Consider the following 22,814-nt stretch of genomic DNA (forward strand, 5'->3'; position numbering starts at 1 on the left):
GCATAACGCGGCGCATAACGCGGCTCGAAAGCCAGCCCGCCRCCCTTGGTAACGATCAGGAAGGTGCCGGCAAGGCCGAGCAGCGCGCCCGCGATGTGGTTCCAGCGCAGCCGCTCGCCCGGCATCAGGGCGGAGCCCAGCACGATGAACAGCGGCCAGAGATAGGCGATCAGGCTGGCCTCGACCGCCGGAGCATTACGCAGCGCGGTGAAATAGAAGAAATGATAGCCAAACAGGCCGGCGATGCCGATGACCCATACCTGTGGCGGGATTTTCTCAGGCTTGTCCGGCTTTGGCATGAACAGTCGGGCAACCAGCCCGACACAGGTGCCGATGGCAAAAGTGATGGCCGACATAAGGAACGGCGGCACCGCGCCCGACGCGTCGGTGAGCAGCGCCAGCAGCGCCCACATGGCAACCGCTGAAAACCCGATCAAAGTCGCCCGCCCCACGCACCCCTCCCGGCGCAACGCGCCCTAATTGATCGCTTCGAAACGCCTGGCCCTGACAGTGATCGTTCCGATCTCGGTACTGATGGTGGCGTGAATAGGCGCGTATACCCCGGTTTCGCCAACCGGCGCAAACGTGACCATGATACGGCTGCGGTCCCTGAGATAGGTCAGCGCGCGCTTGTCTGCGCGATAGCCCGACACCGGCTGGAAGGCCATGCGGCAGGTGACTGTCTGGCCCTTGAAGCCGGGAACCGACATTTCGCGTGTCGAGACGGCCGTGAGCTTGAGATCGGCGCGCAACTCGCCATCATACATCTTCACCGTGCGGCCGCAGACCTTGTCGAGACTGGGCGCGCGGATGATGGTTGCGGCGATCGGATCGGCGACGCCGCGAAGGTCGCCGGCGCCCAGCGGAATCCAAGTTTTGCCGCGCTTCTTCGGCGCCGGCACGACCTCACTGCTGGTGACGCGGTCGCCGGAAAACTGGATATCGACCAGCGACGTCTTTTTGCCGGAGACATAGTCGGCACGGAAGGCGCGCGGCTGCAAGCGGCCGTCACCCAGGCTGCCGCGCGTCGAGATCGTGCCGCGCGTATCGTCGAAGAAAGCGGCCAGCCCGGCACTGGTTACGGTGCCGTTCACCGCATAGGAATTGCCGTCATAGCTGCTCTCGAAGCTTGCCTTGGCAACAGGAATACCCAGGAAAGACAGCGAATAGTCGCCACGAAAGGATTTGTTGGCGGCAGGGGCCTGAGACGGCAGAAGAGCGATGGCCAATGCGAACAGGGCTGGTTTGGAGCGGAGCATTGCTAGCAACACCTCTTCGTCAGCGGAAGCTGGCTTCCGGCTGTTCGCATCCCTTGCAATCGGTTATAGAAGCAAATCCGGCCATTCTGTGGAGTTGGGGACAACGCCAGGAAACGACCGGGACGCTTGACGTGCCAGCCAAATACACCTATGGAACGCCAACTTTTTCCATAAGGCCGCCTGACTGAGACCGCGCGCCATCGCTTAATTGGTGCGTTTTCGTCGCTTGGTCCGCCAGAACTGAAGGTAAGTAACATGTCCCGCGCTTGCGAACTCACCGGCAAAGCCGTCATGACCGGCAACAATGTGAGCCACGCCAACAACAAGACCCGTCGTCGCTTCCTGCCGAACCTGGTCAACGTCACGCTCATCTCCGAGACGCTGAACCAGAACGTGCGCCTGCGCATTTCGGCCAACGCTCTGCGTACGGTCGAGCATCGCGGTGGCCTCGACGCCTTCCTGACCAAGGCCGACGCTGAAGAGCTGTCGCAGCGTGCTCGTCTGCTCAAGAAGCAGATCGCCAAGAAGACCGCCGAGCAGGTCGCAGCCTAATCGAATCGGGGCGGGGGACGACCGCCTGGAGCCTCTGACGGCCGCAAGGACGATGGAGGCTCCGCCCAATCCGCCCGGGCATGGCCCGTAAAGCTGGTTCCATTACCCAGGATAAAAAAATGAACTCCGGTTCAAATTATCTGCCTTTTGTGGCGGCCATGGCGCTTGTTGTCGTGGCTTCCAACATTCTCGTCCAGTTCCCCATGCAGGGGCAGGTCGGATCTCTGGCGCTTGCCGACGTCCTGACCTGGGGCGCTTTCACCTATCCCTTCTCCTTTTTGGTCACTGACCTCGCCAATCGCCGCTACGGGCCGAAGATGGCGCGGCGAATCGTCTTTGTCGGCTTCATGACGGCGGTCATCTGCTCGATTGTCGCGCCGCCGCTGTTGTTCCGCTACGGGCTCATTCCATTCGACACAGCAGCCGACCGCCTTGCGCGCATTGCGGTCGCCTCAGGTGCCGCCTTCCTGACTGCACAGCTGCTCGACGTCACCGTGTTCAACTGGCTGCGCCGGCAGAGTTGGTGGCGCGCGCCGATCTTCGGAACGCTTGTCGGTTCGGTGTTCGATACGGCGATCTTCTTCGGCATCGCCTTCTCCGCCGCCTTCGCCTTCATCGGCCCCGAGGACGCCTTTGCGATCGAAGCAGCACCGCTTCTGGGCATGCTGTCGATGGAAGCGCCTCGCTGGGTCTCTTGGGCACTTGGCGATCTCACGGTAAAGCTGATGATCGCCATCTTCGCGCTGATTCCCTATCGCCTCATCGCGGCCCGCTGGGGCCAGCCGGCCATGGCCGCGAACTAGCGATCGCTACCTGTCGATTCGCGTCGACAGGATGATCGACGACAAGGTGCGCTCTACGCCTTCGAGCGCACCGATACGGTCGATCAAGGCGTCGAGATCGCGCACCGAAGGTGCTTCGACCACCACGATCATATCGAAATTGCCACTGACCGAATGCAGCGTGCGTACTTCCGGGATGCGGCGCAACACTGCCTCGACCGCGGCCGAAACCTTGGGCAGCGCCGTCACCAATATGTGCGCGCGAACGAGATTCCTCTCATAGTCGGACGACAGCTTGACGCTGTAGCCCGAGATCACACCGCGCTGCTCCAGCCGCTCGATGCGGCTTTGCACCGTCGTCCTTGAGACACCAAGCTTGCGCGCCAGCTCGGCGGTCGACGCACGCGCATTCTCGCGCAGGAGGCTCAGCAGGGCCCGGTCAGGATCGGTCGTCATTTCGTCAATACTCTTCGTCGATCTGCTAAAAGCATACCGTCTTTTCGGCGAAATCGATACTGCCTTTCGACGGGACGCGGGCCTAGAATCCGCGCGAAATCATTCGAAGGGGACAGACCATGAAACAGATCGTAGTCGTAGGCGCAGGCAAGATCGGCTCGACCATTGCCGACATGCTGGCCGAAACAGGCGATTATCACGTCACCGTGGTCGACCGTTCGCAGGCCCAGCTCGACGCGCTCGAAACCGGCAATCGCGTCGACACGCTGAAGGTCGAGATCGCTGAAGCCGGTGCGCTCGACGCTGTTCTGGCCGGCAAGTTCGCCGTGCTCTCCGCAGCCCCCTTCCATCTCACCACGCGCATCGCCGAAGCCGCTGCCAAGGCTGGCGTGCACTATCTCGACCTGACCGAGGACGTCGCTTCCACCCGCATCGTGAGGGAACTCGCCGCAACCGCCAAGAGCGCCTTCATTCCGCAGTGCGGCCTTGCGCCAGGCTTCATCTCGATCGTAGCCAATGACCTCGCAAGGCGCTTCGACTCGCTGGAAAGCGTACGCATGCGCGTCGGCGCGCTGCCGCAGTACCCCTCCAACGCGCTGAACTACAACCTGACCTGGAGCACCGACGGCGTCATCAACGAGTATTGCGAGCCCTGCGAGGCGATCGTCGAAGGCTCGCTGGTCGAGGTGCCGCCGCTTGAGGAGCGCGAAGAATTCTCGCTCGACGGCATCACCTATGAAGCCTTCAACACCTCTGGCGGCCTCGGCACGCTGTGCGAGACCTACAACGGCCAGGTGCGCACCCTGAACTACCGCACCATCCGCTACCCCGGCCATGCCGCGATCATGAAGGCGCTGCTCAACGATCTCGGCCTGCGCCATCGTCGCGAGGTGCTGAAGGACATTCTGGAGAACGCCCTGCCCGCGACAATGCAGGACGTTGTGGTGATTTTCGTCACCGTCAGCGGCCACAAGAACGGGCGCCTGATGCAGGAAAGCTACGCCAACAAGATCTACAGCCGCCAGATGGGCAAGATCACGCGCAGCGCCATCCAGATCACGACCGCATCCGGCATCTGCTCGGTGCTCGACATGCTGGCCTCCGGCGCGCTACCGCAGCAGGGCTTCATCCGCCAGGAAGACATCTCGCTCGACGCCTTCCTCGCCAACCGCTTCGGCCAAAACTACGCCCAGGCACGCGCAACACATCTGGCGGCCTGAACTTCCACTGAGGCCCAGAGTTGAGGGCAGCGAGGGGCTGGGGGGCCTCTCGCTTTTTTTTGCGCTGGCGTGTGTTCAGTAAGGGACGGGATAGCGCTCTCGACGCCTCCCCCCTGCCGCTTTGCCGATCGGCCTTGCCGACAGGGTTGAGGCCTGCACCGCTCAATCGCCGTGCAGGATGAATTCCAGATAGAGATTGCGCTGCAGGATCGAGTGGTTGTCGTCGGAGATAAGCGACACCATCAGCGCGCCATCGCTGCGCTGCCAGACGTCGAGCCCTTCCATATTGTCGATCTGGTAGCCCATATTGGCCTCAAACAGCACCGGACCGTCGGCAACCTGGCCTTTGACGATGCTTTCTGACGCTATGCGCCTCATCCGCATCTTCACGCCCGATGCCATCGAGAAGCTGCGCTCGAGCAGCAACAGGTCGCCGTCAGGCAGGAAGGCGCCGTCGGTGATGTCGAACTCACCGTGGCGCTTGACGGTGAAGACGCCTTTTTTCGGCCCCTCGATGATCGCGGCGAAGATATTGCCGGCCGCATCGAGGCTCTTTTCAGACACCACAACAAGTCCGCCCTTCTCGGCGGAATAAGCGACCGTCTCGAAGCCCCTGTTCTGGCGCAACTCGTTGCGCGGCACCACGAAGTCGAGCTCGCGTAGCGCCGGTTTCATGTTGTCCGGGTCGATCTGGTACTGGGCCACGCGATGCATGCGCTCAAAGCCAACAGTGGCTATGCCGTCCTTGACGGCGAGGCCCTCGGCGTCGGCCAGCCACTTCTTTTCGATGGCGTTGCCTGAGGCGTCGACCATCTGGACCATACGGAAATTCTCGACACCGCTCGGCCGCAGGGCCGAATCGCGCGCAATGCTCCCGAAGAACCAGAATCCGGTGTCGGCGACGCCGATGAAATCGCTGCCCGGCTTCAAAAATCGGAAAGCGGAAAGCGCGCCGAGATTACGCGACGACGATGTCAGTTCGAGGCCGCCGACGAATTCGAGCGGGCCGAACATCTTTTGGTCGAGCCCGATCTGGAACTGCGAGATCGGCCGGGTAGAAACCTCGATACGTTCGATGGCCGGTTGCTCGGCCCGCGAAGAGGCGGTGAGCGCTGTCGAAAAAGCAAGTGCTGCCGTTGCAGCGCACGCCAACCGCCGCAGTCGGGCTGCGGAAAGGATCATCCGGCGCGCCGGAAGCCGCCACGGCGGGTCTCGCGTGCGCTCTCTTCGCCAAACAGCGAGGCCAGCTGCTCGGTCATGGCACCAGCCAGTTCTTCCGCGTCGACAATAGTGACGGCACGACGATAGTAGCGCGTGACGTCATGGCCGATGCCGATGGCCAGAAGCTCGACCGGCGAGCGCGTTTCGATCAGGTCGATGACGGCGCGCAGATGGCGTTCGAGATAGTTGCCCGGATTGACCGAGAGCGTCGAATCATCGACCGGCGCGCCATCCGAGATCATCATCAGGATCTTGCGCTGTTCGGGCCGCGCCATCAGGCGCTGGTGCGCCCAAAGCAGCGCTTCGCCGTCGATGTTTTCCTTGAGCAGGCCTTCGCGCATCATCAGGCCAAGATTGCGCCGCGAACGCCGCCACGGCGCGTCGGCACTCTTGTAGATGATATGCCGCAGGTCATTGAGGCGGCCCGGATTCGGCGGCTTGCCGTCCTTCAACCACTTCTCACGCGACTGACCGCCCTTCCAGGCGCGTGTCGTGAAGCCAAGAATTTCAACCGAGACGCCGCAACGCTCCAGCGTACGGGCCAGAATATCGGCGCAGGTGGCGGCAACGGTGATCGGACGGCCGCGCATCGAGCCGGAATTGTCGAGCACCAGCGTGACCACCGTGTCGCGGAACTTGGTGTCGCGCTCCTGCTTGAACGACAGCGGCTGCATCGGGTCGATGACGACGCGTACGAGGCGCGCCGGGTCGAGATAGCCCTCTTCCAGGTCGAAGTCCCATGAGCGGCTCTGCTGAGCCATCAGGCGGCGCTGCAGGCGGTTGGCAAGCCGGCCGACGACGCCCGACAGATTGGCAAGCTGCTTGTCGAGGAAGGCGCGCAGACGGTCGAGTTCGTCCTCGTCGCACAGCTCCTCGGCCCCGACAGTCTCGTCGAAGGCGGTGGTGTAGACCTTGTAGTCGATTTCCCTGGGCAAATTGGCGAAAGGATTGTCCTGGCGGCGTGCCTCGCCCGGCGTCTCCGAATCGACATCGTCGTCGTCGGACATCTCGTCGGAGGTGGCGTCGGACGCCTCCATCTCGCCGGTCTGTTCCTCTTCGGCGGAAGATTCGGCTTCTTCTGACTGCGACTGGTCGGAACCAGCATCGTCCTCACCGCCCTCTTCGCTCTGCTCTTCGCCCTGCGGCTGGTCGTCCTGGTCCTCGTTGTCTTCGGTTTCCTGGTCGTCGCCGTATTCCTCGGCCATCTCCAGCGACGCGAGCATGTGGCGCACGACACGGGCGAAAGCCTGCTGGTCTTCAAGGCTACCGAGCAGCCCGTCGAGATCGCCGACGGCCTTGCTTTCCACCCACTCGCGCCAGAGATCGACCATGCGCTGGCCGCTCTTGGGAACGGGTTGGCCGGTCAGTTTCTCGCGCACCATCAGCGCCAGCGCTTCTTCGAGCGGCGCTTCGGACTGTTCGGTGACGTCGGCGAGGTTGGCCTTGGTGTATTTGTCCTCGAGCATCGAGGTGATGTTTTGGGCGACGCCGGCCATGGCGCGGCTGCCGATCGCCTCGACGCGGGCCTGCTCGACGGCGTCGAAGACGGCGCGCGCATGCTTGCCCTCGGGCGCAAGGCGAGTGTGGATGCGGCTGTCGTGGCAGGCGCGCTTGAGCGCCATGGAATCGCCAAGGCCGCGGGTGACGGCGATATCGCCGGCAGTAGCCTTCTTGGGCAGCTCAGGCAGGCGGGCGCGGTTGCCGGCAAGTGCCGGCCGTTCTTTGGCAAAGGCCACTTCGAGCCCGTTGTCACCCGAAATGGCACGCATGCAGACGGTCACGGCGCGCTTGAAGCCGTCGGCTTCCGAGCCCGTCTTTGACTTGTTGCGTGTGTTGTCGCCCGGCCCCGCCATTTGAGCCTGTTCTTATCCCAGCACGACGTTGGCGGCTGATTCGGGCAGGTCCTCGCCAAAGGCGCGCTGATAGAACTCGGCCACGACAGAGCGCTCGAGTTCGTCGCATTTGTTGAGGAAGGTCAGGCGGAACGCCATGCCGACATCGCCGAATATCTCGGCGTTTTCGGCCCAGGTGATGACGGTACGTGGGCTCATGACGGTCGACAGGTCGCCATTAATGAAGGCCGAACGCGTCATGTCGGCGACACGGACCATCTTGTTGACGATCTCCTTGCCCTTGGCGTCGCGGTAGTGCTTGGCCTTGGCAATGACGATCGCCACCTCGTTGTCGTGCGGCAGATAGTTCAGCGTGGTCACGATCGACCAGCGGTCCATCTGCGCCTGGTTGATCTGCTGGGTGCCGTGATAGAGGCCGGTGGTGTCGCCGAGGCCGACAGTGTTGGCGGTGGCGAACAGGCGGAAGGCCGGGTGCGGACGGATGACGCGGCTCTGGTCGAGCAGGGTCAGGCGGCCCGAAGATTCAAGCACGCGCTGGATGACGAACATCACATCAGGGCGGCCGGCATCGTATTCATCGAAGCACAGCGCCACATTGTGCTGGTAGGCCCAAGGTAGGATGCCGTCCTTGAATTCGGTGATCTGCATGCCTTCCTTGACCACGATCGCRTCCTTGCCGACGAGATCGATACGGCTGACATGGCTGTCGAGGTTGACGCGCACCATCGGCCAGTTGAGGCGGGCGGCGACCTGCTCGATATGGGTCGACTTGCCGGTGCCGTGATAGCCCGACACCATGACGCGGCGATTGTAGGCAAAGCCTGCCAGGATCGCCATCGTGGTGGCCTTGTCGAACAGATAGTCCGGATCGATGTCGGGCACGTGCTCCGACGAGGCCGAATAGGCCGGAACGACCATCTTCGAGTCGAAGCCAAACGTGTCTTTCACCGACACTGTCGTGTCTGGCAGGTTGGTGATGTCGCGATCGACCTTGTTCATAGCGTCTCCACGCGCATGGCTTCACACCACGCCGGCAATCGAAATTTCTTCGGGGGCGGTCTTAAAGCCTTTTCCGACCAGATGAAAGTTGGAAAAGGCCACGACCGCGGGCTGGCTCAACACAATCCCGCTTGCTTGAGCACACGATATGCCTGGAGCACATCCCTGAAGCGGTCCTCAGAACCCCTATCGCCGCCATTGGCGTCGGGGTGGTGGCGTTTTACCAGTTCCTTGTAGCGGGTCTTGATATCGGTCCCGGTGGCTCTCGTATCAAGCCCGAGCGTCTCAAGCGCCTTGGCTTCGAGCGGCTTGGCCTTGCGCTGGCGCGGCGTGCCATGCCCGCCAAATATGGTGTTGGGGTCGCGCATGCGGTTGTAGTAGCCGGCGCGGCCCGAGCGCTGCTGGGCAAAGTCCGGCGCTGAGCGTGCCGCGCCACTGGAGCCAGCCGCAGCATTGGAACCTATGGTCCAGGTCGGCCTGTGGCCGGTCATCGCCTCTTTCTGGAAGCGTGCGATTTCGCCCTCGGCGAGGCCGGAGAAATAATTGAAGCCCTTGTTGTACTCACGCACATGGTCAAAGCAGAACTGGAAGTACTCGCCTTCCTTCATGCGACCGACCGGTGCCTTGTGCGTTCCCGGTTGCTTGCAGCCGTCCCACTGGCAGATCGGCGCGTGCGTCTTCACCTCCGCTTCCGGATCGGGCCGGACGCGGATCTTGTCGAAATATTTTGGATACGGCTTCATCGGATCGTATTTACCGCCTCTTGGCGCGGTGAAACAAGAATTGACATTTCAAGGATGTTGGCCCTAACGCCTGATTTGCGGCTCAATTGCGCCTGATAGCACGATTGTTCGCGGCGACACATGTGGTGAAAGGTGAGACCGATGTCCATACAGGCAACCATCGAAGACAAGCTGAACATGGCATTTTCGCCAGAACGGCTTGCCGTCCTCAACGAAAGCCACCTACACGCCGGCCACCATCACGTCGATGGCGGCCATGAGGCAGTGTTCGATGGCTCCGGCGAAACGCATTTTCGCATTCGCATCGTAGCACCTGCCTTTGCCGGCATGAGTCGCATCGACCGCCACCGCGCGGTCAACGATGCGCTCGCCGCCGAACTCAAGGCTGGTCTGCACGCGCTGGCCATTGAGCCGGCAGCCCCCGGCGAAGCGACGCGCTGGTAAAGCCTCCGCACTTCCGCGCCGTCATCGGGCTGTCACATATATCCATTAGTCTGGATATATGGATGCGAATGACACAATAGAGGCTCTGGCGGCGCTGGCCCAACCGACACGGCTCGAAGCCTTTCGCCGGCTTGCCGCGGCCGAGCCTGGGGGCATCGCCGCCGGTGATCTGGCGCGCCGGCTCGACGTACCACAAAACACAATGTCCGCGCATCTCGCCGTGCTCGCCCGTGCCGGCCTTGCGACAAGCGACCGCCAGGGCCGCTCGATTATCTATCGTGCCGACCTCCTTGGCCTGCGCAAGGTGCTGGTGTTCCTGCTGCAGGATTGCTGCGACGGCCGGCCGGAGATCTGCGCGCCATTGATCGCCGAACTCTCCCCTTGCCGTACCCCGTCGGAGTGATGCCATGCCCAACAGGCTTTTCAACGTGCTTTTCCTATGCACCGGCAACAGCGCGCGTTCGATCCTTGCCGAGAGCATCTTGCGCAAGGACGGTGCGCCCCATTTCAACGCCTTCTCCGCCGGCAGCCAGCCCAAGGGCACGGTCAATCCTTTCGCGCTAAAGGTGCTCGAAAGCTATGGCTATCCGACCGACGGTTTTCGCTCGAAGACCTGGGACGAATTCGGGGTCGAAGGCGCGCCGGAAATGGATTTCATCTTCACTGTCTGCGATGACGCGGCTGGCGAAGCTTGCCCGGTGTGGCTCGGCCATCCCGCCAACGCCCATTGGGGCATCGAGGACCCCAGCCATGCCGAAGGCACCGACCTCGAAAAGGAAGCAGCCTTCGTCACCGCCTTCAAATACATGCGCAACCGCATCACGGCCTTCACCGCGCTACCGCTCACCAGCCTCGACCACCTCGCGCTGACGTCGCATCTCCAGCAGATCGGCAGGATGGACGGCGCAAGCTCGAAGGCTGCCGATACCGGCAAATGAGCGCAGCGCTCGGTCGGCGACTGCTCGCCGAATTCCTCGGAACGGCAATCTTGCTCGCCACAATTGTCGGCTCGGGCATCATGGCGGTGCATCTRGCGGACGGGAATGTCGCTCTGGCGTTGCTCTGTAATGCGCTCGCCACCGGCGCCATGCTCGTCGTACTGATCACGATATTCGTGTCGGTTTCCGGTGCGCATTTCAACCCAGCGGTCAGCCTCGTGATGGCCTTCGACCGGCGTCTGGAATGGCCACTGGTCCTGCCCTATCTCGCAGCGCAGTTGGCCGGCGCGGTCATCGGCACATGGGCTGCGCATGTGATGTTCGGCCTGCCGATCCTGCAGTTTTCGACAACCATCCGCACAGGCCCGGGGCAATGGCTCGGCGAGGCGATCGCCACATTCGGCCTGGTGCTGACCATATTGGGATGTATTGCTCAGATGCCGAAAGCGACGCCATTCGCCGTCGGCCTCTACATCCTGGCGGCCTACTGGTTCACCTCGTCGACATCCTTCGCCAATCCGGCTGTAACCATCGCGCGCGCGTTGACCGGCACCTTCACCGGCATCGCACCGGCCGGCGCGCCAGCCTTCATCGCGGCACAACTGGCCGGGGCACTGCTCGGCCTGATTATGGGTAGAATCTTGTGGCCCGGCGCTACTTCGACGGCCGCGCCGGGGCCGGCTGCGGCTCAGCCACCGCTGGCCTGATCCTGATTCGCGCCAGGCGATTCTTGTCGCGTGTCATGACGATGAAGCGCTTGCCGTGGAAGGTGAAGGCCTGCTTTTCCTCGGGGATCGACTGGGTCTCGTGGATGACGAGGCCCGCGATGGTTGTTGCCTCATCGTCGGGCAGGTGCCAGTCGAGCGCGCGATTGAGGTCGCGGATCGGCACGGTGCCGTCGACGACCACGGAGCCATCGGCCTCCTGCTTGACGCCCTGGACGTCGATGTCGTGCTCGTCGGCGATCTCACCGACAATTTCCTCGATGATGTCTTCGAGCGTCACCAGCCCTTCGACCTCGCCATATTCGTCGACGACGATGGCGAAATGCGCCTTGCGGCGCAAAAAGGCATTGAGCTGCTCCTGCAATGTCGTTGTGTCGGGCACAAACCACGGCTTGGAAGCAACCTTGAGGACATCGACCCTGGAATAGTCGCCCTCGACGTCGTTGAGCGCGCGCAGCAGGTCCTTGGCGTGGATGACGCCAACGATGTTGTCGATCGAACCGCGCCACAACGGCATGCGCGTATAGGGGCTCTGCAATATCTCGCGGACCAGCGCTTCGGAGGCGATGTCGGCATTGACCGAGCGCATCGCGGTGCGGTGGACCATGACATCGGACACTTCAAGCTCGTGCAGGTCGAGCAGGCCGCCAACCTGGTCGCGGTCCTGCTTGACCACCTGGCCGTCGCGGTGGAACTCGTCGACTGCTCCACGCAGCTCGTCATGGGCGGAGCGCTGTGGCGTCAGTGCGATCAGCTCGTAGCCGAGGGAGGCGAGCAAACGGTCGCGGAAGGCCAGGACCACAAGGATCAGCCCCATCAGAACGCCCGCAACGATCCAGCCACTCATCCCGGGTGATTCTCCTTGAGGAAGGAGATCACTTCAGACGCCGGCACGTCCTTGGCGATGAACGACTGGCCGATGCCGCGCGTCAGGATGAAGGTCAGCGCGCCGCGCGAAACCTTCTTGTCCTGGGTGATGTAATTGAACAGCGCCTCGGCGTCGGGCAGGCTGCCTGCAATGTCGGCCATGCGCCAAGGCAGGCCAACGTCGCGCAAATGCGCCTCGACCCGCGCCGCATCGTCGGGGCTTGCCAGGTTGAGCCGGGCCGAGAAGCGATGCGCCAGCGCCATGCCGATGGCGACACCCTCGCCATGGACCAAACGCGAACCGTCATAGGCGGTGGCGGCTTCAAGCGCGTGGCCGAAGGTGTGGCCGAGATTGAGCAGTGCACGGTCGCCGGTCTCGAATTCGTCACGGGCAACGACATCGGCCTTGGCGCGGCAAGATTGGGCGATGGCCTCGATGCGGGCCGGACCACCGTCGAAAACCTCGCGCCAGTTGGTCTCCAGCCAGGCGAAGAACTCGGGCCGGTCGATCAGGCCATATTTGGCGACCTCGGCATAGCCAGCGCGGAATTCGCGCAGCGGCAGCGTATCGAGTGCCGCCGTATCGGCCAGCACCAGCTTCGGCTGGTGGAAGACGCCAATCAAATTCTTGCCGCGCGGGCTGTTGATGCCGGTCTTGCCGCCGACGGACGAATCGACCTGGGCCAGAAGCGACGTTGGCATCTGCACGAAATTCATGCCGCGCCGAACGATGCCGGCAGCGAAACCGGTGAGATCGCCGATGACGCCACCGCCGAGCGCGATCACCGCGTCGCCGCGTTCGAGGCGGGCAGCGATGATCTGGTCGACGACGGTTTCCAGCGAATCGAAGCTTTTGGTCTTTTCGCCGGCGGGAAGCTTGATCACCGCCGGCGTATTGCCGGCGGCGGTGAGGCTTGCGACCAGCGGCTCGAGATGCGCTGCAGCGACATTCTCGTCCGTGACAATCGCCGCCCGTGCCTTGGGCAGGCGCTGCTGGATCAGCTGGCCACCGCGCGCGATCAGACCCGGGCCGATCAGGATGTCRTAGGCGCGGTCGCCAAGTCCGACTTCGACGGTGACGACGCTCATTCATGATCCTCCGAGGCTTCCGAAACGTGAATTCTGCCGGGCACGCCGAGATGATTGCAAAGTGCCTCGATGACCTCGCTGGCGATCGCTTCCTTGCGATCGTCGCGCGTTGCCACGGTGAGATCGGCAAGCCCATAGATCGGGTAACGCTCTTCCATCAGCTTGGCGAGCACGGCGCGCGGATCAGCGTTCTGCAGCAGCGGCCGGTTTTGCTTCTTGGAGACGCGCTCCATCAACAGGTCAAGATCGGCCTCGAGCCACACAGAGACGCCATGGACTGATATGGCCGACCGGGTTTGCGCGTTCATGAAGGCACCGCCACCGGTCGACAGCACCTGCGGCCCGCTTTCCAGAACCCGGCCGATGACGCGCTGTTCCAGCGCGCGGAATTCGACTTCGCCGTAGCGCTCGAACAGCTCGGGGATCGTCATCCGCGAAACGCTTTCGATCTCGTGGTCGCTGTCGATGAAGCCGAGGCCGAGCGCCTGCGCGACCTTGCGGCCGATGGCGGTCTTGCCCGCTCCCATCAAACCAACAAAGACAATCGATCGCGTGCCGAGCCGTTCGAGCAAGGCAGCAACCGAGCCTTCGGGAAATGGAGTCTGCACGTCGGGTGTCATGGCGGCCCTTTCGCCGGCGTATCGACATGAAAAGCCCCGTTGCGTCAAGCGCATGGCGCCAAACGCACCCTTGAATTGCCTGTAACGGCGTCCCATAAGGGCACAGGATAGTACGGACGGGCAAACACATCGATGCCGACACTTTTCCGGTTCCTTGTCACGCTCGCAATTCTGGCGGGCATCGCTTACGGTGCCATGTTTGCGCTGGTGATGTTCGTTGAGCCCAAGAAGTCCGAAATCACCGTGCGCATTCCGCCGGAAAAGCTCGCGCCCAAGAAATGAAAAGCGGCGCGCGCATCGAGGCCTTCCTCGAAATGATGAGCGCCGAACGCGGCGCTGCCAACAACACGCTTTCAAGCTATCGCCGCGACCTTGAAGACGCCTCGGAGTTTCTAGGCGGCCGCCTTGCCGACGCCGATTCCGCAGGCATTCGCAACTATCTCGACGACATCGCCGGCCGCGGCTTCGCCACCACCTCGCAAGCGCGCAAGCTCTCGGCGATCCGGCAGTTCTTCCGTTTCCTCTATACCGAAGGACTGCGTGGCGACGATCCGACCGGCATCCTTGACAGCCCGAAGAAAAACCGGCCGCTGCCCAAGACGATGAGCGAGGCGGAAACGAGCCGGCTGCTCGACCGTGCCGCGATGGAGGCTGCTGATTCTGCCGGCGACAGCTTTGCGACGACCAGGATGCATGCGCTTGTAGAAGTGCTCTACGCCACGGGCTTGCGCGTTTCAGAGCTGGTCAGCCTGCCGCTGACCGTGGCGCTGCGCGACGAGCGCTTCTTCGTTGTGCGCGGCAAGGGCGACAAGGATCGCATGGTGCCGCTGTCGGCCAAGGCGCGTGCTGCCATGCGGCGCTGGCTCAGCGAACGTAACCATGACCCAAAGCAGGCTGAGAGCACGTTCCTGTTTCCCTCGGCATCGGAAAGTGGGCACCTGCCCCGCCAGGTTTTTGCCCGCGACCTCAAGGGGCTTGCCGCGCGCACAGGCATCGCATCTGCGAAAATCTCGCCACACGTGCTGCGCCACGCCTTTGCCAGCCACCTTCTGCAAAACGGTGCCGACCTGCGCGCGGTACAGCAATTGCTTGGTCATTCCGACATTTCAACCACCCAAATCTACACCCATGTGCTTCAAGAAAGGCTGCTGAAACTGGTCAACGAACATCACCCGCTTGCCGATTAAGGTCCATATCGTTATGTGAGTGCCAAGTTCCACTGGCGCGGTACCGTAGTTTTTGTGCTCCCAGTGCCTCCTTTTTCAGCGTGGTAGCCCGCTCGCCAATGTACAATTACCTCGATTTCGAAAAGCCCGTTGCCGACCTTGAAGGCAAAATCCTCGAGCTCAAGAAGCTCGCCGAGAACGGCGAAGCCGTCGATGTCGGCGACGAGATCAAGCGGCTGGAGAAGCGATCGCGCGATGCGCTGCGCGACGCCTACAAGGCGCTGACCCCGTGGCAGAAGGTTCAGGTGGCACGCCATCCCGACCGCCCGCATTGCCTCGACTACATAAACGGCCTGTTCACCGATTTCACCTTGCTCGCCGGCGACCGCAATTTCGGCGAAGACAACGCCATGATTGGCGGCTTTGCCCGCTTCCGCGGCGAGCCTGTTCTGGTGCTCGGCCAGGAAAAGGGCTCGGACACCAAGAGCCGCCTCAAACATAATTTCGGATCGGTGCGTCCTGAAGGCTACCGCAAGGCGGTGCGCCTGATGGAAATGGCCGACCGCTTCAAGATCCCGGTCGTGATGCTGGTCGACACCGCTGGCGCCTATCCCGGTGTAGGCGCSGAGGAACGCGGCCAGGCCGAAGCCATCGCACGATCGACCTCGACCAGCCTTGGCCTCAAGGTGCCTTCGATCGCCATCGTCATCGGCGAAGGCGGTTCGGGCGGCGCGATTGCCATCGCTGCTGCCAACCGTGTCTTCATGCTCGAACATGCGATCTATTCGGTGATTTCGCCGGAAGGTGCTGCCTCCATCCTGTGGCGCGACACGACGCGCTCCAAGGACGCGGCGACGAACATGAAGATCACCGCCCAGGATCTGCTCGGCCTCAAGATCATCGACCAGATCATCACCGAGCCGCTCGGCGGCGCGCACCGCAACGCCGAAGCGGTGATTTTGGCGACCGGCGACCTGATCGCCAAGACGTTCAGCGAATTTGCCGGCTCGAATATCGACTTCCGCGAGCATCGCCGCGAAAAATATCTGGCCATCGGCCGCAGCCTCTGATTGCGCAAACTGTGGCCCGAATGGGCCACAGCAAGTTTCCGCCACAAAATTGCCGCCTCGCCGCGTTCAATGAACTTGCCGTGATTTTGCGCATTTGGGACGGGCCGAGAACTTGCGGTAAGGATTTTTCAAGGTTAACGGCCTTAGGGTCGAGGCAGTATCRGGACGGGCCGGTCGACGGCGTGCTTACGCTGTCGCCATGAAGAAGACGACATTTATCGATGATCGCCAATATCGCACGCGCTGGATTGCTCATCGCCGCACTCGCGGTGGCCGGCTGTTCGGAATCCTCCGTAAATGATTTTGTGCCGCAGTACGCCAACAAGCAGCTGCCGGCCAAGATTGTCCAGGAAATGCAAGCCAAGGGCATGACGCGCACCTCGCCGGTGCTGGCGCGCGTGTTCAAGGAAGAGGGCAAGCTGGAAGTCTGGAAACAGAAGACCAACGGCCGCTACGACCTGATCGCCAGCTACAATATCTGCAAGATGTCCGGCAAGCTTGGGCCAAAATTCACCGAGGGCGACCGCCAGTCGCCGGAGGGATTCTACACCGTGCGTCCGGGGCAGATGAACCCGAACTCCAGCTATCACCTCGCCTTCAACATCGGCTACCCCAATACCTATGACCGCGCCAACGGCCGCACCGGCTCGAACCTGATGGTTCACGGCGCCTGTTCGTCGTCCGGCTGCTTTTCGATGACCGATGCGCAGATCGAGGAGATCTATGCTTTCGCGCGCGATGCGTTCAAGGGCGGCCAGACCGAGTTCCAGGTACAATCGTTTCCGTTCCGCATGACCGCGGCCAACATGGCGCGCTATCGCAATGATCCGAACTACCAGTTCTGGGCGATGCTGAAGGAAGGCTACGACCACTTCGAGATCACCAAGGTGCCGCCGAAGGTCGACGTCTGCGAAAAACGCTACGTCTTCAATGGCGTTCCCGAAGGTACCGGCGCGTTCAATCCTACTGGCGCCTGCCCAGCCTTCACCCAGCCGCAGGGCCTGCAGACCGCCTATCAGGCCTATCAGGGCAAGTACGATGCCGCTTTCGCCAGCGCCTCGAAGGGCGGGGTCGATGCACCCAAGCCGACGATCGCCGGCATCAAGGAAGCAGCCATCGTCTCGGAATGGACCAAGAAGCGGGCGCGCGGCGAGCGCGTGCCGATCGAGCCCCCGTCCTTGAACCATGATGGCACTGTGACCGTCACTGAGCGCATGGGGCGCATCGATTCGGAAGCTGGTCGCCGCATGGCGGCACTCGACGCCGCGGAGGCCGCAAAAAAGAAAGCTGCGGAAGAAAAAGCTGCCGCCATTGCCGCTGCAAAGGCCGCCAAGGCAGCCGCCGCGCAGCCGATTGTCACCGCGACAGTGCCTTCACCGTCACCGGTGGTCACCGAAGCGCCAGCCCAGGCAGCCGACGCAGCCCCCGCCGAACAGGCGGGCACCGCAACCAAGCTCAAGAACAAGTTGCTCGGGCTGTTCGGCAGCTGACCAGCGTGAGCGAAGCCACAGACATCTACGACCTCAGGGGGCTCAACTGCCCCCTGCCCGTGCTCAAGGCCAAGCGACGTTTGGCCGACATGACCCCTGGCAGCCTGTTGTGGCTCGAAACCACAGATCCGCTCGCCGTAATCGACATCCCCGCCTTTTGCCAGGAGGCCGGCCACAGGCTGGTCGAGACCAAGCCTGTCGAAGGCGGTCACAGATTCCTGGTCGAGCGCGGCTCGTGAATTTCAGGACCGTGAGAATTATCGCCCGATAATCGCCAGCGGGTTGTTTTCCATCGCCTCACGGTCGGGCGTATCGATCGCCGGCTTGTTGACAAAGGCCGAAAACAGCCGCTGAACATAGTCTTGCGGCAGGTCGATGCCGATCAGCACCAGCCGCGTACCACGAACAGCATCCGGCCACGCCGGCAGCCGCGCCGGCGGGTGCAGCATCTTCTGCACGCCGTGGATGACCAGCGGCCGCGCCGGATCTTCCATCAGCTCGACGATGCCCTTGATGCGCAAAAGCTTGTCGCCCTGGGTCGACAACAAAAGATCGAGAAACATCTCGATGGTCGAAAACGGCAGCGCGCCCGCATGCGTAAGCGAAAACGAACCAATCCGGGCATCGTGGGCAGGCGCGTGATCGTGGTGGTGGTCGCCATGGTCGTGGCCATGGTGATGATGCGCGTGATCGCCCGCCTCGCCCAGCCAGCGCCGCACATCGGCGGTCTTGGTCGCCGGATCGTAGAGCCCGCATTGCAAAAGCTTTGCGACCGCGACGCCCTCGACCGCGCGAATTTCGGCACCCGGATTGATCCGGGCAAGCCGCGCCTTCAGCGCGTCAAGCCATTCGGCATCGTCGACAAGGTCCGCCTTGGTCAAAACAATCCGATCAGCAACCGCCACCTGCTTGACCGCTTCGACATGGGCGTCGAGCGTGGCTGAGCCGTTGACGGCATCGACTACCGTGATGACACCGTCGAGCCTGAAGGCATGGATCAGTGCCGGATGGCCCATGATCGACTGCAAAACCGGCACCGGATCGGCGAGGCCCGTGGTCTCGATCACCACGCGCGCCAGCCGCTCGATGCGGCCGGTCTGTAGGCGGTCAACCAGATCGGCCAGCGTGTCGACAAGTTCGCCGCGCACAGTGCAGCACAGGCAGCCATCCGACAGCTCGATGACACCGTCGGAGGCCTTTTCGACCAACAGGTGATCGATGGCGACATCACCGAATTCGTTGATGATGACGGCGGTATCGACAAGCTCTGGATCCTTCAGCAGCCGGTTGAGCAGCGTTGTCTTGCCCGCGCCAAGAAAGCCGGTCAGCACCGATACGGGGATCGGAAATACAGCCATGTCGAGCCTAGCTTCCAGCCCGCGAGGCCTTGACCGGGCGTTCGTCGGGCACGAGTCCGGGGTTAGTCGCAGCAGCCGCGTAGTCGGGGCGCGGCGTCGGGATCGGAACGCCGCCGATCTCGGGGACCTTTCCGGCGGCGACCGCGTCGGCAAATGCCTGCGGCACCTTGCCAGTCGCACCGCCCAGGCCAACGGCCACAAGCTTCGGCGGATGGTCGAGCTTTTCCAAATAGGGCGACTTGGCCTTGGCCGAGGCCTGTTCACTCGGCTGTTCGGCCTTCTGGCCCTTCACCGGCTTCGGGCAGATCTCGTCGCGCATGTCGCGCACCTGTCCGATGCCTTCGCCATAGGGCGCAAGCGCGGCAATAACTTGTCCGCCGGAATTCACATTGGCAAAACCCTTATCGAGCAGGGCGGCTGCCGCTTCGGCACGCTTTTCGGCCGACTTCTCGCCCAGCACCACAGCGACAACAGTACGGCCATTGCGCGTCGCCGAACCGATCATGTTGAAGCCCGATGGACAGATGAAGCCTGTCTTCATGCCGTCAGCGCCGGTGTAGCGGCCGACCAGGAGATTGAAGCTGCCGAGCTTCTTCTTGCCTGCCTGCAGGCCCTCGATCGAGAAATAGGAGGCGTATTGCGGATACTCGTTGCGAATCGCCAGTACCAGGAGAGCGAGATCACGCGCGGTGACGTATTGCTCCGGATTGTGCAGGCCGTTCGGATTGGAGAAATGCGAGCTGTTCATGCCGAGCCGGGCTGCCTCGAGATTCATGCGCCCGACGAATGCGTCTTCCGTCCCACCGACGTTTTCGCCGATCGCCATGGCGATGTCGTTGGCGGAGCGCACCAGCATCATCTTCAGCGCATTGTCGAGGGTCATCACCGAGCCGGGCTTGAAGCCCATCTTGGCTGGCTGCTCGCTGGCCGCATTCTTGGAGACCTTGATCGGCGAGTTCAGCTCGACTTCGCCCGCCTGGATAGCGCGGAAAGTGACATAAGCCGTCATCAGCTTGGTCAACGACGCCGGATACCAGCGCTGGAAGGCGTCCTCATGTGCCAGAACCTGACCGCTCTTGGCGTCAAAGACTAATTCTGGATTGGCGGTCGCGGGGACAGCGCCAAGTGCTGTTGCGGCCGCAAGGCCAAGGAGCATGCTTTTGACGAACTGCATCTTCATCATCAAATCCGAAATCGCCTCTTGCCGATCATGGCCGGCCGTTCATAAGATTTCCGTAAACCGGGATGGCAACGCGCTGGCCGGAAAAAGAACCCATGGCCACGGCGTCGCCGCCGCTGCTAAATAGCCTATGTGACGCCAAGATGGCAGAGCTTGCGCGATCACAAATGCGAATCGGGACCCCTGGTCCAACAACAGGAAGTCGAGACAAAACATGCCGATCCTGAACCGAGCCGCCGAAATGCAGGAAGAGATCGCCGGCTGGCGCCGCCACCTGCAWCAGAATCCCGAGCTCAATTTCGACGTCTTCGAAACCGCCGATTTTGTCACAAGCAAACTCAAGGAATTCGGCTGCGACGAGGTCGTCACCGGCATAGGCCAGACCGGTGTGGTCGGCATCATCAAGGGCAGCCTGGGTGCCGGCGGCGTGGTCGGACTGCGTGCCGACATGGACGCCCTGCCGATCGAGGAGATTACCGGCAAGCCTTATGCCTCGACCGTATCGGGCAAGATGCATGCCTGCGGCCATGACGGCCATACGGCGATGCTGCTGGGAGCCGCAAAATACCTCGCCGAAACGCGCAATTTCGCAGGCTCCGTCGCGGTCATCTTCCAGCCGGCCGAAGAAGGCGGYGGCGGCGGCAACGAGATGGTCAAGGACGGCATGATGGAGCGCTTCGCGATCCAGAAGGTGTTTGGCATGCACAACATGCCGAGCCTGCCGGTGGGCCAATTCGCCATCCGTCCAGGTGCGATCATGGCGGCGACCGCCGAATTCACCATCACCATCAAGGGCAAGGGCGGCCATGCCGCCATGCCGCACCGCGCCATCGATCCGATCGTCGCCGGCAGCCAGCTGGTGACTGCGTTGCAGACGATCGCTTCGCGCAGCACCGACCCGGCCGAGGCGATCGTCGTTTCGGTGACCAAGTTCATTGCCGGTTCGGCCTATAACGTCATCCCAGAACACGCTGTGGTCGCTGGCACCGTGCGCACGCTGAAAAAGGAAGTCGCCAAGCTTGCCCAGGAGCGCATGAGCGCGATCTGCCGTGGTGTTGCCGAAGCGACCGGCACGGAGATCGAGTTCGACTACGACTCAAACTACCCAGTTACGGTCAACCATCCGGAAGAAACGGTGTTTGCCGGCGATGTAGCCGCGACCGTCGCCGGCGAACCCCAGGTGCACCGGGCGATCCAGCCGCTGATGGGAGGCGAGGACTTTTCATATATGCTGGAAGCCCGTCCCGGCGCCTTCATCTTCATCGGCAATGGCGATAGCGCCAATCTCCACCACCCGGCCTACGACTTCAACGACGAGGTCATCCCGCATGGCGTCAGCTACTGGGTGCGCCTGGCCGAGACGGCACTGGCTGCCTGAAGCAATTTTTGAGGGGTCTGCCAGCGCTTGGCCGATCCCGAAATTGCCTGCCAAAAATCATTGGCGAATCCGCTGGAAGCCGTTATGTGTGCAACCGAGTGGTCCCGTAGCTCAGTAGGATAGAGCGGCAGATTCCTAATCTGTAGGTCACAGGTTCGATTCCTGTCGGGATCACCAACAAAATCAAGGACTTAGGTTCAGGTTTCTGCTGGTGGCATGTTGCGCCTGGGTTAGCCCGACATGGATTGACGCCCGGCGAATTCTGAAAGCTGACGATGCATAGTAATCCTGCCCTTGATCTGTGACTGCRCCACGGCAGGCAATGTTGATTGGAAATCAGTTTCCGCGGAAAAATCTACTGAAAAAACGGCCTGCCGAGCTCAAGATCGACAGGCCGTTCCTTACGGCGCCCTAAGACACTGCTGGGAGCCATTATAGGCGCGCGCCCAGTCATAGTGCCACTGCAGCATGATAAATAGAAGGTCTGCCGGCGGGATGGGCTTCGCTCCCCTGAGCTCATTACCCACCCAGCGGCGCGAGCGTCCATTGGGATCCGCTTGATCAAACGTCGTTGTCGGGCGCAGGTCCCGACGCATCAATAGCAGGGCGGATAGGGATAATAGCCGCATTGGCCGTAGCCGTAGTCGTCGGACGGGCCGCTGCTGCTCCGACGGCGAGGCCCGTCGCCAATCCGGCGCCGGMATACCAKGCCCCATGATATTCGGGAGCGTGCCARTAATTCGCATGATCGACACCGCCAATCCTGTCCGACGCAAAGCGCCCGTCGTTGCTGCCAAGTCGGTCGCCGCCGAAATCGCCACCGCCAAAGCCGCGCGCCCCTCCGCCGAAGTTGCCCCCGCCGAAGCCACCACCACCAAAATAGTGACCGCCGCCAAAGCCGCCGCCACGATCGATGAACAGTGCCGCAGGTCCACTCGACCCACTCAGGCTTCCTTCAAGCACCGAAACATCGAACGTCAGGGCACCGTCCGCGAGTTTGGGGGACCGCAAGATCACCACGGCATCTGAAGGGGAACATGCGGTTTGACATCCGCGTCCTGTGCAAGTGCTCCGCCGAGAGCCGAACACAGACCGCCAGCAATCAGACCCAGACATGCAAGATTTGTGGTGAGCCTGGCTAAACCTGCCGTGAGCATGCAGTTCGTTTCGCCTGAGCCTCAAGGCGCGGACTTTAGAGTGACCGTCGTAACGCCGCCCGCAATGTTGATGCCTTCCTGACCTTCGACGGCAATTGGCTGCAGCGAAAACGCGCGGCCGCTCCCGCCGACGAGAATATTGGCGCCTGCGCCGACACCGAACGAGGCGTTCGCGCCTACCCCGRCATAGGTACCGGCCAATGCTCCAGCGGGAAGGCCGCTGGCCGTCGCGACGACACCCCAGATC

At 62.2% G+C, this 22,814-nt stretch carries 27 protein-coding genes and 1 tRNA gene; 15 read left to right on the forward strand and 13 right to left on the reverse strand.

Translation table 11 applies throughout. From position 1 onward, the window contains the following. Positions 1-452 (reverse strand): DMT family transporter (locus tag AC1DUU_RS04575; protein ID WP_476782233.1); only part of this gene is annotated, 452 nt, incomplete at its 3' end. Between the two features lie 24 nt (positions 453-476). Next, complete coding sequence (locus AC1DUU_RS04580) at positions 477-1,259, reverse strand: DUF3108 domain-containing protein (RefSeq protein WP_476782234.1); 783 nt, start codon at positions 1,257-1,259, stop codon at positions 477-479. Between the two features lie 255 nt (positions 1,260-1,514). On the opposite strand from AC1DUU_RS04580, the gene rpmB reads away from it, so the two are divergent. Beyond that, positions 1,515-1,811: a 50S ribosomal protein L28 gene (gene rpmB, locus AC1DUU_RS04585; RefSeq protein ID WP_476782235.1), complete on the forward strand. Its 297-nt coding sequence runs from the start codon at positions 1,515-1,517 to the stop codon at positions 1,809-1,811. Between the two features lie 119 nt (positions 1,812-1,930). Further along, positions 1,931-2,614, forward strand: coding sequence for a queuosine precursor transporter (locus AC1DUU_RS04590; RefSeq protein WP_476782236.1), 684 nt, complete (start codon positions 1,931-1,933; stop codon positions 2,612-2,614). 6 nt (positions 2,615-2,620) lie between these two features. On the opposite strand, the gene AC1DUU_RS04595 is transcribed toward AC1DUU_RS04590, so the two are convergent. After that, a complete protein-coding gene (locus tag AC1DUU_RS04595; RefSeq protein ID WP_476782237.1) occupies positions 2,621-3,049 on the reverse strand; it encodes an Lrp/AsnC family transcriptional regulator in 429 nt (142 codons plus the stop codon). Between the two features lie 119 nt (positions 3,050-3,168). Here AC1DUU_RS04595 and AC1DUU_RS04600 point away from each other — a divergent pair, with 119 nt between their 5' ends. Beyond that, positions 3,169-4,269 (forward strand): saccharopine dehydrogenase family protein, encoded by a 1,101-nt coding sequence (locus tag AC1DUU_RS04600; protein ID WP_476782238.1) that lies wholly within the window; start codon positions 3,169-3,171, stop codon positions 4,267-4,269. 162 nt (positions 4,270-4,431) lie between these two features. On the opposite strand, the gene AC1DUU_RS04605 is transcribed toward AC1DUU_RS04600, so the two are convergent. From AC1DUU_RS04605 to AC1DUU_RS04620, 4 genes are all read right to left on the reverse strand, one after another. Continuing rightward, positions 4,432-5,451: an esterase-like activity of phytase family protein gene (locus tag AC1DUU_RS04605; RefSeq protein WP_476782239.1), complete on the reverse strand. Its 1,020-nt coding sequence runs from the start codon at positions 5,449-5,451 to the stop codon at positions 4,432-4,434. Beyond that, the gene (gene cobT / locus AC1DUU_RS04610) at positions 5,448-7,343 is read right to left on the reverse strand and encodes a cobaltochelatase subunit CobT (RefSeq protein WP_476782240.1); all 1,896 of its coding nucleotides are present in this window, start codon (positions 7,341-7,343) and stop codon (positions 5,448-5,450) included. The genes AC1DUU_RS04605 and cobT overlap by 4 nt, the downstream gene beginning before the upstream one ends. A 12-nt stretch (positions 7,344-7,355) precedes the next feature. Continuing rightward, entirely contained in the window at positions 7,356-8,342 is a 987-nt protein-coding gene (cobS, locus tag AC1DUU_RS04615) for a cobaltochelatase subunit CobS (RefSeq protein ID WP_476782241.1), read from the reverse strand. A 116-nt stretch (positions 8,343-8,458) separates the two neighbouring features. Then, positions 8,459-9,085, reverse strand: a complete 627-nt coding sequence (locus AC1DUU_RS04620; RefSeq protein WP_476782242.1) for a J domain-containing protein — start codon at positions 9,083-9,085, stop codon at positions 8,459-8,461. Positions 9,086-9,226: 141 nt separating this feature from the next. Between AC1DUU_RS04620 and AC1DUU_RS04625 the strand changes: the two genes are divergently transcribed. From AC1DUU_RS04625 to AC1DUU_RS04640, 4 genes are read left to right on the forward strand one after another with little or no spacing between them, the layout of a single operon-like run. Further along, on the forward strand, positions 9,227-9,529 hold the full coding sequence (locus tag AC1DUU_RS04625) for a BolA family protein (protein ID WP_476782243.1): 303 nt from the start codon (positions 9,227-9,229) through the stop codon (positions 9,527-9,529). A gap of 58 nt (positions 9,530-9,587) precedes the next feature. After that, complete coding sequence (locus tag AC1DUU_RS04630) at positions 9,588-9,932, forward strand: ArsR/SmtB family transcription factor (RefSeq protein WP_476782244.1); 345 nt, start codon at positions 9,588-9,590, stop codon at positions 9,930-9,932. A 4-nt stretch (positions 9,933-9,936) separates the two neighbouring features. After that, positions 9,937-10,467, forward strand: coding sequence for an arsenate reductase ArsC (locus AC1DUU_RS04635; protein WP_476782245.1), 531 nt, complete (start codon positions 9,937-9,939; stop codon positions 10,465-10,467). Continuing rightward, positions 10,464-11,174 (forward strand): aquaporin, encoded by a 711-nt coding sequence (locus AC1DUU_RS04640; protein ID WP_476782246.1) that lies wholly within the window; start codon positions 10,464-10,466, stop codon positions 11,172-11,174. Before AC1DUU_RS04635 ends, AC1DUU_RS04640 begins: the two co-directional genes overlap by 4 nt. On the opposite strand, the gene AC1DUU_RS04645 is transcribed toward AC1DUU_RS04640, so the two are convergent. Genes AC1DUU_RS04645 through AC1DUU_RS04655 form a run of 3 tightly spaced genes read right to left on the reverse strand, consistent with a single transcriptional unit; the run spans position 11,122 to position 13,768 of the window. After that, positions 11,122-12,039, reverse strand: coding sequence for an HlyC/CorC family transporter (locus AC1DUU_RS04645; RefSeq protein WP_476782247.1), 918 nt, complete (start codon positions 12,037-12,039; stop codon positions 11,122-11,124). The two genes, AC1DUU_RS04640 and AC1DUU_RS04645, sit on opposite strands and share 53 nt — an antisense overlap. Next, positions 12,036-13,148: a 3-dehydroquinate synthase gene (aroB, locus tag AC1DUU_RS04650; RefSeq protein WP_476782248.1), complete on the reverse strand. Its 1,113-nt coding sequence runs from the start codon at positions 13,146-13,148 to the stop codon at positions 12,036-12,038. Before aroB ends, AC1DUU_RS04645 begins: the two co-directional genes overlap by 4 nt. Next, a complete protein-coding gene (locus AC1DUU_RS04655) occupies positions 13,145-13,768 on the reverse strand; it encodes a shikimate kinase (RefSeq protein WP_476782249.1) in 624 nt (207 codons plus the stop codon). The genes aroB and AC1DUU_RS04655 overlap by 4 nt, the downstream gene beginning before the upstream one ends. Before the next feature lie 132 nt (positions 13,769-13,900). Here AC1DUU_RS04655 and AC1DUU_RS04660 point away from each other — a divergent pair, with 132 nt between their 5' ends. The 5 genes from AC1DUU_RS04660 to AC1DUU_RS04680 all read left to right on the forward strand — a co-directional run bounded on the left by AC1DUU_RS04660 (position 13,901) and on the right by AC1DUU_RS04680 (position 17,733). Then, positions 13,901-14,050, forward strand: coding sequence for a histidine kinase (locus AC1DUU_RS04660; protein ID WP_476782250.1), 150 nt, complete (start codon positions 13,901-13,903; stop codon positions 14,048-14,050). Beyond that, on the forward strand, positions 14,047-14,955 hold the full coding sequence (gene xerD, locus AC1DUU_RS04665) for a site-specific tyrosine recombinase XerD (RefSeq protein WP_476782251.1): 909 nt from the start codon (positions 14,047-14,049) through the stop codon (positions 14,953-14,955). The genes AC1DUU_RS04660 and xerD overlap by 4 nt, the downstream gene beginning before the upstream one ends. Positions 14,956-15,053: 98 nt before the next feature. After that, on the forward strand, positions 15,054-16,004 hold the full coding sequence (locus AC1DUU_RS04670; protein ID WP_476782252.1) for an acetyl-CoA carboxylase carboxyltransferase subunit alpha: 951 nt from the start codon (positions 15,054-15,056) through the stop codon (positions 16,002-16,004). A 221-nt stretch (positions 16,005-16,225) separates the two neighbouring features. After that, a complete protein-coding gene (locus AC1DUU_RS04675) occupies positions 16,226-17,494 on the forward strand; it encodes a L,D-transpeptidase family protein (protein WP_476782253.1) in 1,269 nt (422 codons plus the stop codon). Between the two features lie 5 nt (positions 17,495-17,499). Further along, a complete protein-coding gene (locus AC1DUU_RS04680; RefSeq protein WP_476782254.1) occupies positions 17,500-17,733 on the forward strand; it encodes a sulfurtransferase TusA family protein in 234 nt (77 codons plus the stop codon). An 18-nt stretch (positions 17,734-17,751) separates the two neighbouring features. Here the strand turns inward: AC1DUU_RS04680 and AC1DUU_RS04685 are convergent, their stop codons facing one another. Both AC1DUU_RS04685 and AC1DUU_RS04690 read right to left on the reverse strand, forming a co-directional pair. Then, entirely contained in the window at positions 17,752-18,852 is a 1,101-nt protein-coding gene (locus AC1DUU_RS04685; protein WP_476782255.1) for a CobW family GTP-binding protein, read from the reverse strand. A 7-nt stretch (positions 18,853-18,859) separates the two neighbouring features. Next, on the reverse strand, positions 18,860-20,035 hold the full coding sequence (locus AC1DUU_RS04690; protein WP_476782256.1) for a D-alanyl-D-alanine carboxypeptidase family protein: 1,176 nt from the start codon (positions 20,033-20,035) through the stop codon (positions 18,860-18,862). Positions 20,036-20,246: 211 nt separating this feature from the next. Between AC1DUU_RS04690 and AC1DUU_RS04695 the strand changes: the two genes are divergently transcribed. The 3 genes from AC1DUU_RS04695 (at position 20,247) to AC1DUU_RS04705 (ending at position 22,439) form a co-directional block, all read left to right on the forward strand. Then, positions 20,247-21,410, forward strand: coding sequence for a M20 aminoacylase family protein (locus AC1DUU_RS04695; RefSeq protein WP_476782257.1), 1,164 nt, complete (start codon positions 20,247-20,249; stop codon positions 21,408-21,410). 100 nt (positions 21,411-21,510) lie between these two features. Beyond that, positions 21,511-21,587 (forward strand) — tRNA-Arg (locus AC1DUU_RS04700). Positions 21,588-22,154: 567 nt separating this feature from the next. Continuing rightward, positions 22,155-22,439, forward strand: a complete 285-nt coding sequence (locus AC1DUU_RS04705; RefSeq protein WP_476782258.1) for a hypothetical protein — start codon at positions 22,155-22,157, stop codon at positions 22,437-22,439. A gap of 149 nt (positions 22,440-22,588) precedes the next feature. Here the strand turns inward: AC1DUU_RS04705 and AC1DUU_RS04710 are convergent. After that, positions 22,589-22,814 (reverse strand): DUF992 domain-containing protein (locus AC1DUU_RS04710; RefSeq protein WP_476782259.1); only part of this gene is annotated, 226 nt, incomplete at its 5' end.

Source organism: Aminobacter sp. P4_H6_2 (assembly GCF_056400805.1).